The organism is Kineococcus vitellinus (genome assembly GCF_009906315.1).
GTDB lineage: Bacteria > Actinomycetota > Actinomycetes > Actinomycetales > Kineococcaceae > Kineococcus > Kineococcus vitellinus.
Genome location: NZ_JAAALL010000109.1, coordinates 1 through 13,213 on the forward strand (window position 1 = coordinate 1; position 13,213 = coordinate 13,213).

Sequence of the window (13,213 nt, forward strand, 5' to 3'; positions counted from 1 at the left end):
GTCGACCTCGGCCGCGGCCCCGGCGAACTGGGCCTCGTGCAGGCGCGCGTACGCCCCGCCGGCGGCCACCAGCTCCGCGTGCCGCCCCTGCTCCACGACCCGGCCGGCCTCCATGACGAGGATGAGGTCGGCGTCGCGGACCGTGGACAGCCGGTGCGCGATGACCAGGCTCGTGCGGTCCCGGCGCAGGGCGGCCATCGCCTGCTGCACCAGGCGCTCGGTGCGGGTGTCCACCGAGCTCGTCGCCTCGTCCAGCACCAGCACCTGCGGGCGGGCCAGGTGCGCGCGGGCGATGGTCACCAGCTGCTTCTCCCCGGCGCTGATGCGGCCCGCGTCGTCGTCCACGAGCGTCTCGTAGCCCTCGGGCAGCGTGGCCACGACGGCGTCCACCGACGCGGCCCGCGCGGCCTCGCGGACCTCCTCGGGCGTCGCCGAGGGGCGCGGGTAGGCGATGTTCTGCGCGATCGTCCCCTCGAACAGCCAGGTGTCCTGCAGCACGATCGCCGCCCGCGAGCGCAGGTCCCGCCGCGACATCGCGGCGATGTCGACGCCGTCGAGCAGGATCCGCCCCGCGTCCAGCTCGTAGAAGCGCAGCAGCAGGTTCACCAGCGTCGTCTTGCCCGCTCCGGTCGGCCCCACGATCGCCACCGTGGAACCGGGCTCGGCGACGAAGGAGAGGTCCTCGATGAGCGGGCGCTCGGGGGCGTACCGGAACGACACGTGCTGGAACTCGATGCGCCCCGGGCCCGAGGGCCGCGGCCCGTCGACGGGGTCCGGCGACACCTCCGGCGCGTCCAGGACCTCGAAGACCCGCTCGGCCGAGGCGACCCCGGACTGCAGCAGGTTCGCCATCGAGCCCAGCTGCGCCAGCGGCTGGGTGAACTGCCGGGAGTACTGCACGAACGCCTGCACGCCGCCGATGGTGATCGACCCGCTCGTCACCAGCGTGGCGCCCACGACGGCGATCGCCACGTACACGAGGTTCCCGATGAGCATCGTCGCCGGCATGATCGTCCCGGACAGGAACTGCGCGCCGGAGCCGGCGGTGTACAGCTCGGCGTTCTTGGCCGCGAAGGCGGCCCGCACCTCCTCGCGGCGGCCGAACGCGGTGACGACGTCGTGGCCGCTGAAGGCCTCCTCGATCTGCGCGTTGAGGGCGCCCGTCTCGCGCCACTGGCCGGCGAACAGCGGCTGCGACCGCTTGGCGATGAGCGCCACGACGACGAGCGTCAGCGGGACCGCGACCAGGGCCAGCAGCGCCAGCCGCACGTCGATCGTGAACATCATGACGACGACGCCGACCACCGTCAGCGCCGACACCAGGGCCTGCGAGACGGTCTGCTGCAGGCTCTGGGAGATGTTGTCGATGTCGTTGGTCACGCGCGAGAGCAGCTCCCCGCGCGGGGTGGCGTCCACGTGCGAGAGCGGCAGGCGGTGGACCTTGGCCTCCACGTCGGCGCGCAGCCGGAACACCGTGCGCTGCACGACGCGGTTGAGCAGCAGGCCCTGCAGGAACGAGCCGAGCGCCGAGGCCACGCAGATCGCGACGACCAGCAGCAGCGTGCGCCGCAGCCCGCCCCGGTCCAGCGGCTCGCCGAGGAACGCGGCCCGCACGACGTAGTCGGTGGCGTCGCCCAGCAGCTTGGGGACGAGGACCGTCAGGACGACGCTGGCGACGGCCAGGACGAGGACCACGCCCAGCCGCGCCGCGTCCGGTCCCATCCGCGCCAGCAGCCGCCGGGCCGACGGGCCGAAGCTCACCGGCCGCTGACCCGGCGCACCCGTCATCCGCACCGGCCCCCCGCGCCCGCTCACGCGGCCACCTCCTGCTGGCTGGCGACGATGTCCTCGTAGGTCGGGCACGTCCCCAGCAGCTCCTCGTGCCTGCCGCGGCCGACGACCCGCCCGCCCTCCAGGACGACGATCTCGTCGGCGTCCACGATGGTCGAGACCCGCTGCGCCACCACGAGGATCGCCGCGCCGGGCAGCTCCCGCGCCAGCGCCGAGCGCAGCCGGGCGTCGGTGGCGGTGTCCAGCGCGGAGAACGCGTCGTCGAAGACGTGCACCTGCGGGCCCTGCACGAGCAGCCGCGCGATCGACAACCGCTGCCGCTGCCCGCCGGAGACGTTGCTCCCGCCCTGGGAGACCGGCGCCTGCAGGCCCTCGGGCCGCTCGGCCACGAAGTCCGCGGCCTGCGCGGTGCGCAGCGCGGCCCACAGCTCCTCGTCGGTGGCGCCGGGCCGCCCGAAGCGCAGGTTCGAGGCGACCGTGCCGGCGAACAGGTACGGCCGCTGCGGGACGAGGCCGACGCGGCGGCGCAGGTCCGCGTCGGCGAGGTGGCGCACGTCGACGCCGTCGAGCAGCACCGCGCCCGAGGAGACGTCCGCCAGCCGCGTCGCCAGGTTCACCACGGTCGTCTTGCCCGAACCGGTGGACCCGATGACGGCCGTGGTGCGGCCGGGGAGCACGTCGAAGCTGACCCGGTCCAGCACGGGCCGGTCCGCGCCGGGGTAGCTGAAGGAGACCTCGCGGAACTCCAGGCGCCCCGGCCCGGCCGGGACCGCGGGGCTCTTCGGCTCGTGCACGCTGGAGGGGGTCCGCAGGACCTCCTCGATGCGGCGGGCCGAGACGGCCGCCCGCGGCCCCACGACGGCCAGGAACGTCGTCATCATCACGCCCGTGAGGATCTGCACGAGGTAGGTCAGGAACGCGGTGAGCGAGCCGACCCCCAGCTCGCCGCTCTCCACGCGCCCCGCCCCGAACCACACCACGGCCGCGCTGGCGAGGTTCATCACCAGCAGGACGAAGGGGAAGACGAGCGCGAACAGCCGCCCCGCCCGCAGCGCCACGTCGGTCAGGTCCTCGTTGGCCTGCGCGAACCGCGCCTGCTCGGCCTCCTCGCGCACGAAGCCGCGCACCACGCGCAGACCCGTCAGCTGCTCGCGCAGCACCCGGTTCACGGTGTCGATCCGCTGCTGCAGCAGGCCGAACAGCGGGCCGAGGCGCACCATGACCAGCGCCATCCCGGCCACGAGCAGCGGCACCGCGACGACGACCAGCCAGCTGAGCCCGGCGTCCTCGCGCAGCGCCATGACCACGCCGCCCACGCACAGGATCGGCGCCGAGACGATCATCGTGCAGGTCATGAGGACCAGCACCTGCACCTGCTGGACGTCGTTGGTGCCGCGGGTGATGAGCGAGGCGGCGCCGAAGCGCCCGACCTCGGCCTTGGAGAAGGACAGGACGTGCTCGAAGACGGCCGCGCGCACGTCGCGGCCCAGCGCCATCGCCGCCCGCGCCCCGCACCAGACGGCGGCGATCGTGGCGACGACCTGCAGCAGGGTGATCGCCAGCATCAGCGCGCCCAGGCGCCGGATGAGGGCGGTGTCGCCGGTGGCGACGCCCTCGTCGATGACGTCGGCGTTCAGCCGGGGCAGGTACAGCGAGGCCGCCGTCTGCAGGACCTGCAGGACGAGGACCGCGACCAGCAGCCCGCGGTGCGGGCGCAGGCGCTCGCGCAGGAGGGTGAGCAGCACGGGATCCAGGTCTAGCACCCGGGGCCGCGGGAGGGCACCGGACTTCCGGTCCCCGCCGCAGCGCCGACGGCCGCGACCCGCCGGCTACAACCTGCCGGCGGCCTTGAGCGCCAGGTACCGGTCGGCCAGCGCTGGCGCCAGCCCCTCCGGCTCGGCGTGCACGACCTCCACGCCCAGGCGGGCCAGCAGTTGCGCGGTGCGGTCGCGCTCGGCCGTGGCCGCCTCCGCCGCGGCCGCCGCGTACACCTGCTCGGCGTCGGCGCGCCCGTGCGCCAGCGCCTGCAGCGCCGGGTCGTCCACGGCCGCCAGGACCACGGTGTGCCGCGTCACCAGCTGCTCCAGCGCCGTCAGCAGCCCGGAGTCCAGCACGGAGGTGTCCAGCGCCGTCAGCAGCACCACCAGCGAGCGCTGGCGCGCCGTGGTGCGCACCTCGGTGGCCACCGCGTCCCAGTCGGCCTCCACCAGCGAGGGCTCCAGCGGCGCCAGCGCCTCCACCAGCGCCGGCAGCAGGTCCCCGCGGGTGCTGCCGCGCACCCGGGCCCGCACCCGCCGGTCGTGGGCGATCAGGTCGACCCGGTCGCCGGCGCGGGCCGCGAGCGCCGCGGTCAGCAGCGCCGCCTCGATCTGCGCGTCCAGGCGCACCGCGATGAGCCCGGCGTCCTGCAGGCGCGCCGCGGAGGTGCGGGAGGTGTCGACGACCAGCAGCACCCGCCGGTCGCGCTCGGGCCGCCAGGTGCGCACGACGACGGCCTGGCGGCGCGCGGTCGCCCGCCAGTCGATGGAGCGCACGTCGTCGCCGTCGACGTAGTCGCGCAGCGCGTCGAACTCGGTGCCCTGGCCGCGGTGCAGCACCGCGCTGCGCCCGTCCAGCTCGCGCAGCCGCGCCAGCCGCGAGGGCAGGTGGCGGCGGGAGGTGAACGGCGGCAGCACCCGCAGCCGCCCCGGCAGCGGCACCGAGCGCTGGCGCGCCACCAGGCCCAGCGGCCCCAGCGAGCGCACCGTGACCCGGTCCGCCGAGCGGTCCCCGCGCCGCGTGGGCACGAGCACCGTCGTCAGCCGCCGCCGCTCCCCGGCGGGCAGGTCCAGCCGGTGCCGCTCCCCGCGCGCCCCCGCCGACGGCTGCCAGGCGTCGCGCAGCAGACCGCGCACCCGCCGGGTGCCGGCGTTCTGCACGACCAGCTCGCTCTCGCGCGGCTCGCCCAGGCGCACCGCCGCCAGCGGTGCGCGCTGCAGCCGCAGCGCGCGGGGGGAGGGGGCCAGCAGCAGGTCCACCGCGACGAGCGCGACGCACAGCGCCGTCCACGTCCACAGCGCCGCCCACCCGGGCCAGGCGATGAGCAGCAGCAGGCCGGCCGCCACGAGCACCGGCGCCCGCCAGGTCAGCGCCACGGCACCGGCCCCCGCGCCACCGCCCGCGCCGCCGCCCGCGCGGTGCCTCGCGCGGTGCTCACCGCGGGACGGGCACGGAGCCGAGCACGGAGTCCAGCACGGCGTCCACGCTCACCCCGTCCAGCTCCGCTTCCGGCCGCAGCTGCACCCGGTGCCGCAGCGTGGGGCGCGCCAGCGCCTTGACGTCGTCGGGGGAGACGTAGTCGCGCCCGGACAGCCAGGCCCACGCCCGCGCCGCCGCCAGCAGCGAGGTGGCGCCGCGCGGGGAGACGCCCAGCGCCAGCGACGGCGAGCTGCGCGTGGCCCGGCAGACGTCGACGACGTAGCCGATGACCTCCCGCGAGCACTGCACGCGGCGCACCGCGGCGCTGGCGATCGCCAGCTGCTCGGGGGTGGCCACCGCCCGCACCCCCGCGGCCGCCAGGTCGCGCGGGTCGAAGCCGCCGGCGTGGCGGGCCAGCACCTCCACCTCGTCCTCGCGCGGCGGCAGCGGCAGCGTCAGCTTCAGCAGGAACCGGTCCAGCTGCGCCTCCGGCAGCGGGTAGGTGCCCTCGTACTCCACCGGGTTCTGCGTGGCGGCGACGATGAACGGGCTCGGCAGCGCCCGCGGCTCGCCCTCGACGGAGACCTGCTTCTCCTCCATGGCCTCCAGCAGCGAGGCCTGCGTCTTCGGCGGCGTCCGGTTGATCTCGTCGGCCAGCAGGATGTTGGTGAAGACCGGCCCCTCCCGGAAGCTGAAGCGCGCCGTGCGCGCGTCGTAGACCAGCGAGCCGGTCACGTCGCCGGGCATGAGGTCGGGGGTGAACTGCACGCGCTTGGTGTCCAGGCGCAGCGTCGCCGCCAGCGTGCGCACCAGCAGCGTCTTGGCGACCCCGGGCACGCCCTCCAGCAGCACGTGCCCGCGGCACAGCACCGCGATGACGAGCCCGGTGACCGCCGCGTCCTGGCCGACGACGGCCTTGGCGACCTCCTGGCGCACCGCGCGCAGCGCCTGCCGCGCCTGCTCCACGGCCTCCTCGCCGTCCACCGGGCCGTCCACCGGGCCCTCCTGCCCGCGCCGGTCCTCCAGCGGCCCGTCCAGCCGCCCGTCCAGCCGCTGCTCCAGCTCCTGGTCCGCCTGGCCCTGCACCTGCTCGTCCACTACCGGATCGCCTTCCTGGGGGAGTCGCCTCGCACGGAGCGTTCGAGGGCGTCGAGGTCACCGGCCAGCCGCACCAGGGCGGCGTCGTCGCGCGGGGCCGGGCCGGCGAGCAGCTCGCGCACCTGCGCGGGCGCCCGCCCGGTCAGGTGCGCGACCTGGTCGGCCACGTCGCTCACGGGGGCGGTGGCGTCCAGGCGGACCACGGCGCGCAGCCGCCGCACGGCCGCCCCGCGCAGCAGCTCGGCGGCGCGCCCGGCCGCACCGGCCGTCGCGTACAGCCGCCCGTGCCCCTCCACCGTCTCCGCGGCCCGCACCACCACGGGCAGCGGCTCGGGCACCAGCCGGCCCAGCCGGCGGCCCCGCCACAGCACCGCGGTGAGCGCCGCCAGCAGCAGCAGCACCGCGGCGGGCGCCAGCCAGCCCGGCACCAGCTGCCCCAGCGGCACGGGCGCGCTCTCGGCGTCCAGCGGGTCGGGCAGGTACCACACGAGCTCCTCGCGCCCGCCGAGGACGTGCAGCGCGAGCGCCGCGTTGCCCTCCTGCGCGACCCACCGGTTGGTGAGCAGGCCCGGCTGCCCGAGCACCACCAGCCGGCCGCCGCCGTCCAGGCGCTGCTGGACGTACGAGCCGCCGTAGCAGGAGAGCGCGGGCGCGCCGGGGGCCACCGCGTACGCGGTGCCGCCGGCGCGGGCCCGCCCCGCCGCCACCGCCGCGGGCGCGTCGCAGCCGGGGTCGCGGTCGGTGGCCGCGGAGGTGGTGCCGACGCGCACCCCGCCGGTGAGGGCCGCCAGCGCCGCGGCCCGCGGGCGCAGCAGCACCAGGTCCGCGCCGGAGGCGGCCAGCGCCCGCAGCCGGTCCGCCGAGAGCAGCTCGGGGGCGGTCACCAGGACCGTCGCCCCGTCGTCCGCGCCGCTGAGCGCCTGCTGCGCCGCGGCCCAGGAGCGCTCCTCGCGCACGCGGACGCCCTGCTCGCCGAGGACCTGCGCGAGCGCGCGGGCACCGGCCGGCGCGACCGAGGACGGCGACATCGACTCGCGGTTGGTGCGCGGGGACAGCAGCGCCACCAGCAGCAGGACCGCCAGCACGAGCGCGCCCACGAGCACGCCCGCGCGCCGGCGCTGCCAGCGCGTGAGCGGCGGCCGGGCGGCGGCGGCCGGGGCCTCCAGCAGGCTCACGCGCCGCTGCCCACCAGCACGGGCCGGGCGGCGGCGACGTCGGCGACGATGCGCCGCAGGTCCTCGTCGGTGTCCGCGGCGGCCGGGCGCCCGCCGTAGCGCACGTCCTCGAAGGTGCGGGCGGCGCGGGCCAGGCAGGCCGCGCAGCCGGGCAGCGCGGCGCCCGCCTGCCGGGCGACCTCGGAGGCGGTGCGCCCCGGGCGGCGGTCGATCAGGTCGCGCTCCTCCAGCGAGCGCACCAGGCCGCGGAAGCGCTCGGCGACCGCCACGTCCCAGCGGCCGGCCGCGGCCGCCTCGTCGGCGCGGCGCAGGTGGGTGGCCGAGGGTTCCGGCCCGGCCTCGAAGACCGCGTCGGCGCCGGCCCCGCGGGCGCTGCGGCGCACGGGCCCGGACACCAGCAGCACGACGGTCACCAGGACCGCCAGCAGCAGCACCACCACGACGACGGCCGTCCAGCTGGTGCCCAGCCCGGGCACCGCCACGCCCTCCAGGCGCTCCTGCAGCCACTCCCACGCGCGCTGCAGCCAGGAGCCGCGGGCCTCGCGGTACTCCCCGCCGGCCAGCTCGGCGGCCAGCCACTCGCGCGCGGTGCCGCGGTCGGGCTGCACGGGGACGCTCACGGGTGCGCCCTCACGCGCCCGCGGCGCGGTGCAGCTCGACGTCGAGCCCTTCCCGCCGCATGCGCAGGTCGACGTAGAGCAGCGCCGTCACCGACGCCAGGAACGGGTAGCCCACGACGCTGCCGATGACCGAGCCCACGGTGCTGATCGTCTGCGAGAGCACCATGCCCAGCCCCTGCGGGTCGGTGCCGGAGACGGCGCCGACCGCACCCCCGACGACCGTGAAGGGCACGGCGACCGCGGTCACGACGACGTAGACAACGGCCGTCGTCAGCAGCAGGATGCCCAGCAGGCGCCAGAAGGAACCGCGGGTCAGCCGCCAGGAGCGCTTCAGCGACGCGCCCACGCCCAGGCCCTCCAGGAGCATCGCCGGCGTCGCCATCGACCACTTCACCCACAGGTACGCGCCGCCGGCCAGCCAGCCCAGCAGCCCCAGCAGCAGCAGCAGGACGCCGACGCCGGTGACCGCGTCGGAGTCGGCCAGGCCCACCAGCAGCCCGCCGGGCAGCAGCGTGAGCGCGCCCACGGCGCCCGAGGCCAGGGTGATGACCAGCGAGAGGCCGACCAGCGCGAGCAGCCGGGGCCGGCAGGTGCGCCACAGCTCCCCGAAGCCGATGCCGCGCCCCAGCACGGCGCGGCTGACGCTGACGATGAGCATCCCGTTGAGCACGAGCACCGCCACGGCCTGCAGCAGGCCGCCGAGCACCAGCAGCGGCACCGAGCTCTGCAGCGCGGAGAAGAGGTCGTCCACGCCGCCCTCGCCGCTGGTCTCCAGGCGGTTCAGCGCCCCCACGAGGTCGCGGGTGCTGACGATCGTGGCGACGAGGGTGACCGCCGAGGTGACGACGACGACGAGCGCGGACAGCCCGACCATGACCTTGGGGTCGAAGCGGAAGGCGCGGAAGGCGCCGTCCCAGATCTCGCCCAGGCCCAGCGGGCGCAGCGGGACGATGCCCGGCCGCGGCGCCGGCGGCCGGTCCCAGCCGCCCCGCCCCGGCGCCTGCCCGGGGCCCTGCCCGGGGGCCTGGCCCTGCCCGGGCGCTGCTCCCGGCTCGCCCCAGCCGCCCGGCTGCGGGCTCGCCCAGCCCTGCCCGGAGCTCTCGCGGGCGCCCTCGTCCGGGCGCTCCCACTGGCTCATCGCCGTCCCCCCTGCGCCACCGAGATCCGCACGTCGCTGGCTGCCCATCGTGCCAGAGGCCGACCCGCCCGCCGCGCCGCGCGCGGCAGCGGGCGCCGCGGGCGGCATAGTGATCCCATGAGGGGACGCGTCCTCGTGGTGGACGACGACACCGCGCTCGCCGAGATGCTGGGGATCGTGCTGCAGGGGGAGGGGCTGGAGACCCGCTTCTGCGCCGACGGCGACGAGGCGCTGGCCGCCTTCCGCGCCACCCGCCCGGACGTGGTCCTGCTGGACCTGATGCTGCCGGGCACCGACGGCATGGAGGTGTGCCGGCAGATCCGCGCCGAGTCCGGCGTGCCGATCGTCATGCTCACCGCCAAGAGCGACACGGTCGACGTCGTGCTCGGCCTGGAGGCCGGCGCCGACGACTACGTCGTCAAGCCGTTCAAGCCCAAGGAGCTCGTCGCGCGCGTGCGGGCCCGGCTGCGCTCGGCGGGCGACCGCCCCCCGGAGACGCTGCGCATCGGCGACCTCACGATCGACGTCGCGGGGCACTCGGTGCGCCGCGACGGGCGCTCGCTGCCGCTGACGCCGCTGGAGTTCGAGCTGCTGGTCACCCTGGCCCGCAAGCCCTGGCAGGCCTTCACCCGCGAGCTGCTGCTGGAGCAGGTGTGGGGCTACCGGCACGCCGCGGACACCCGGCTGGTCAACGTCCACGTGCAGCGGCTGCGCTCGAAGATCGAGCGCGACCCCGAGCACCCGGAGATCGTCGTCACCGTCCGCGGAGTGGGGTACCGCGCGGGGCCGTTGTGAGCGGGCCCGCGCGCAGCGCTCCCCGCCCCGCCCCCCGGGGCCGGCGCCGGGGGGCGGTCGTCCTGCGGCGCGCGCTGCGCTGGCCGCTGCGGACCGCGGGGCGCGGCGCGCTGGGCCGCTGGCGGGCCTCCCTGCAGACCCGCGTCGTCGTGCTCACGACCCTGCTCGGCCTGGCCGTGGTCGTCGGGGTGGGCTCCTTCCTGCTGGACGGCATCGCCGACGGCCTGGTCGCCGAGCGCCAGCAGGTCGCGCTCGCCGACGCCGCGCGCGGCGCCCAGACCGCCCAGCAGCAGTTCGACGCCGCCACCACGACGACGTCGGCGGAGGTCGAGCAGCTGGCCGGCGACGTCGTCTCCTCCCTGGAGGGCGCCGGGCCCGACCGGGCCCGCGGGGTCGTACTGCTGCGCGCCACCGGAGCCCCCGACACCGCCGGCAGCGGCCAGGTCGTCGTGCGCGACGTCGCCTCCGAGGGCCTGGACGCCGCCGACGTGCCGCCGGCGCTGCGCCAGGCCGTCGTGGACTCCGACGTGCAGCAGCTGCAGATCGTGGACCTCTCGCGCGGTCGGGGCGCCCCCTCGCTCGTCGTCGGCTCCACGGTGGCGCTGCCGCGGGCGGGGGAGTACGAGCTGTACTTCGTGTACTCGCTGGCCAGCGAGGAGCAGACCCTCTCGCTGGTGCGCACGACGTTCGTCGGCGGCGCCGTCGCGCTCGTCCTGCTCGTCGGCGCGGTCGCGTGGGTCGTCACGCGCCTGGTGGTGCAGCCCGTCCGCGAGGCCGCGGGCACCGCCGAGCGCCTCACCGGCGGCCACCTCGACGAGCGGATGCGGGTGCGCGGCAGCGACGACCTGGCCCGCCTGGCGCGCGCCTTCAACGAGATGGCCGCCGGCATGCAGCAGCACATCGAGCAGCTGGAGGAGCTCTCGCGGGTGCAGCGCCGCTTCGTCTCCGACGTCAGCCACGAGCTGCGCACCCCGCTGACGACGATCCGGATGGCGGGGGAGGTGCTGCACGACGCCCGCGAGGGCTTCGACCCCGTCTCGGCGCGCTCGGCGGAGCTGCTGCTCACCCAGCTGGAGCGCTTCGACACGCTGCTGTCGGACCTGCTGGAGATCTCCCGCTTCGACGCCGGCGCCGCCGCCCTGGAGCCGGACCCGCAGGACGTGCGGGTGCTCGTGCACCGCGTCGTGGAGCTCACCGCGGCGCTGGCCGAGCGCCGCGGCAGCGAGGTCCGCGTCCTGCAGCCCTCCGGCCCGTGCACCGCCGAGGTCGACTCCCGGCGCATCGAGCGGGTCCTGCGCAACCTCGTCGGCAACGCCATCGAGCACGGGGAGGCCCGCCCCATCGAGGTCACCGTCGCCTGCGACGAGTCGGCGGTCGCCGTCGGGGTGCGCGACCACGGCGTCGGGCTGGGGCCGGCGCAGCTGCCGCGGGTCTTCGACCGCTTCTGGCGCGCGGACCCCGCCCGGGCGCGCACGACGGGCGGCAGCGGGCTGGGCCTGGCGATCGCGCTGGAGGACACCCGCCTGCACGGCGGCTGGCTGGAGGTGTGGGGCCGCCCCGGCCAGGGCTGCCACTTCGTGCTCACCGTGCCGCGGGTGGCCGGCCGCGCGCTGCGCTCCTCGCCGCTGCCGGTCGTGCCGCTGGGCTGGCGCGAGCCGGTCGCCGCGCTGCCCGCGGGCCGCTCGCCCGCCGGTCCGGCGGCGCAGCCGTGAGGGCCCCGCGCGTCCCCGGCCGCGCTCCCGGCCGTGCTCGCGGGCGCGCCGGCGCCGCGCTGCTGGTGTGCGCGCTGCTGGCCGGCTGCGGCGGCATCCCGCGCTCCGGCGACGTCGTCAGCGGCGCGCGGCCCGCCGACGACCCGCGCACCGGGCTGCTGCAGGTCATCCCCGAGCGCCCCGAGCGGGGCGCGAGCGCCGTGGAGGTCGTCCGCGGCTTCCTGCTCGCCGGCGCCAGCTCCGACGACGACCACGCCGTGGCCCGGGAGTTCCTCAGCGCCCCCGTCGCGCAGACGTGGCGCCCGGACACCGCCACGACGCTCGTGGAGGCCACGCCCGAGCTGAGCCTGCTGGCCCAGGACGCCGCCGCCGCCACCGTCGAGGTCAGCGCACGGGTCACCGCGCTCGTCGACGGGGCCGGCCACTACGCGGCGCAGGCGCCCGGCACGCCGCTGCGCCGGCAGCTGCACCTGGTCCGCGAGGGCGGCCAGTGGCGCCTGACCGACCCCGGCGACGGGGTGGTGCTCAGCGGCCTGGACGCCTCCCGCACCCTGCGCCCCTTCCCGGTGTGGTTCGCGACCGCCGCGACCCCGCAGGCCGCGCAGGTGCCCGCGCTGCTGGTGGCCGACGTGCGCTGGTTCGGCTACGACTCCTCCACCGCCACCCGCATCGTGCGCGCGCTGCTGGAGGGCCCCTCGCCGTGGCTGGCGCCGGGGGTGCGCACCGGCGCCCCGGCCGGCACCCGGCTGCGGGTGGGCACCGTCCCCGTCGCCGCCGGCACGGCCACCGTGGAGCTGACCGGCGCCGCGCTGGACGCCGGCCCCGACGCGCGGGGGCTGCTGCTCGCCCAGCTGCGCGCCAGCCTCACCGGCCTGCCCGAGGTGGACGAGGTGCGCGTCACCGTCGGCGGCGCGGACCTGACCCGCACCTCCGAGCAGGACCCCGCGCCCCCCGTGCTGCCGCGCGCGGCGGGCGTCGCCGACGCCCGCCCGGTGCTGCTGGGCGCGCAGGGCCTGGAGCGCTGGGACCGCACGGGCGCGCGCGAGGTGACCGGCACCGGCCCGGGCCTCTCGCCCGCGGCCGCGGCGCACCCGGCGGCGGCCCTGGACGGCAGCGCCTACGCCGTGCTCACCGACGCCGGGCGCGTGCTGCGCGTGCAGCGGCCGGGCGGTCCGCTGCAGGCCGCCGTCACGGGGCAGGGCCCGCTGGCGCCGCCGAGCGTGGACCGCTTCGGCTGGGTGTGGACGGCACCGGCGGCCCCCGCGGCGGGTCCCGCGGCCGACCCGGTCGACCCGGCCGCCGCGGCGCCGCTCGTCGTCCCGGCCGCGCGCCCGGACGCGCCGGCGGTCCGCGTGCAGCCGCCCGCCGCCGGCCTGGCCGGCACCGTGCTGCGGCTGCGGGTCTCCCGCGACGGCACCCGGGTGCTCGTGGTGGTGCAGGACGCCGCGGGCGCCACCTCGGTGCACGTGCACGGCGTCGTGCGCGACGCGGCCGGCGCGCCGCTGCGGCTGTCGGCGCCCGGCGGCGACCTCGTGCCCGGTGCGGGCACCGTCCTGGACGCCGCCTGGCTGCCCGACGACGAGTTCGTCGTGCTGGCCCGCCCGGCCGGCCAGACGGACCCGGTGCCCCTGCTGGCCCGGGTGTCGGGACCCGTCGCGGCGCTGCCCGCGGTGCCGGGGGCGGTCTCGGTGGCCGCGGGCTGGAACG

General features: G+C 77.6%; 10 protein-coding genes. 3 read left to right on the forward strand and 7 right to left on the reverse strand.

Translation table 11 applies throughout. From position 1 onward, the window contains the following. The 7 genes from GTQ99_RS11330 to GTQ99_RS11360 all read right to left on the reverse strand — a co-directional run. On the reverse strand, nt 1-1,815 hold a 1,815-nt coding region (locus tag GTQ99_RS11330; protein WP_338074924.1), incomplete at its 3' end, for an ABC transporter ATP-binding protein. Further along, nucleotides 1,812-3,536, reverse strand: a complete 1,725-nt coding sequence (locus GTQ99_RS11335; RefSeq protein ID WP_166615839.1) for an ABC transporter transmembrane domain-containing protein — start codon at nt 3,534-3,536, stop codon at nt 1,812-1,814. The genes GTQ99_RS11335 and GTQ99_RS11330, both read right to left, overlap by 4 nt. 84 nt (nt 3,537-3,620) lie before the next feature. Then, nucleotides 3,621-4,925, reverse strand: coding sequence for a DUF58 domain-containing protein (locus tag GTQ99_RS11340; RefSeq protein WP_166615840.1), 1,305 nt, complete (start codon nt 4,923-4,925; stop codon nt 3,621-3,623). A gap of 58 nt (nt 4,926-4,983) precedes the next feature. Continuing rightward, a complete protein-coding gene (locus GTQ99_RS11345) occupies nt 4,984-5,964 on the reverse strand; it encodes an AAA family ATPase (protein ID WP_166615847.1) in 981 nt (326 codons plus the stop codon). Between the two features lie 101 nt (nt 5,965-6,065). After that, nucleotides 6,066-7,241: a DUF4350 domain-containing protein gene (locus GTQ99_RS11350; protein ID WP_166615841.1), complete on the reverse strand. Its 1,176-nt coding sequence runs from the start codon at nt 7,239-7,241 to the stop codon at nt 6,066-6,068. Then, on the reverse strand, nt 7,238-7,861 hold the full coding sequence (locus tag GTQ99_RS26880; protein WP_166615842.1) for a DUF4129 domain-containing protein: 624 nt from the start codon (nt 7,859-7,861) through the stop codon (nt 7,238-7,240). The genes GTQ99_RS11350 and GTQ99_RS26880 overlap by 4 nt, the downstream gene beginning before the upstream one ends. A 10-nt stretch (nt 7,862-7,871) precedes the next feature. Further along, the gene (locus GTQ99_RS11360; RefSeq protein WP_166615843.1) at nt 7,872-8,999 is read right to left on the reverse strand and encodes a glycerophosphoryl diester phosphodiesterase membrane domain-containing protein; all 1,128 of its coding nucleotides are present in this window, start codon (nt 8,997-8,999) and stop codon (nt 7,872-7,874) included. 117 nt (nt 9,000-9,116) lie between these two features. Between GTQ99_RS11360 and mtrA the strand changes: the two genes are divergently transcribed. The 3 genes from mtrA to GTQ99_RS26885 form a co-directional block, all read left to right on the forward strand. After that, nucleotides 9,117-9,794, forward strand: a complete 678-nt coding sequence (gene mtrA, locus GTQ99_RS11365) for an MtrAB system response regulator MtrA (protein WP_166615844.1) — start codon at nt 9,117-9,119, stop codon at nt 9,792-9,794. After that, nucleotides 9,791-11,506, forward strand: a complete 1,716-nt coding sequence (mtrB, locus tag GTQ99_RS11370; RefSeq protein WP_338074926.1) for an MtrAB system histidine kinase MtrB — start codon at nt 9,791-9,793, stop codon at nt 11,504-11,506. The genes mtrA and mtrB overlap by 4 nt, the downstream gene beginning before the upstream one ends. Then, nucleotides 11,503-13,213 (forward strand): LpqB family beta-propeller domain-containing protein (locus tag GTQ99_RS26885; RefSeq protein ID WP_166615845.1); only part of this gene is annotated, 1,711 nt, incomplete at its 3' end. The genes mtrB and GTQ99_RS26885, both read left to right, overlap by 4 nt.

What these genes read in the sequence shown, in the direction of transcription:
- mtrA (WP_166615844.1), top strand. Translation starts at nt 9,117, where the DNA reads ATGAGGGGACGCGTCCTCGTGGTGGACGACGACACCGCGCTCGCCGAG.
- GTQ99_RS11360 (WP_166615843.1), bottom strand. Translation starts at nt 8,999, where the DNA reads ATGAGCCAGTGGGAGCGCCCGGACGAGGGCGCCCGCGAGAGCTCCGGG.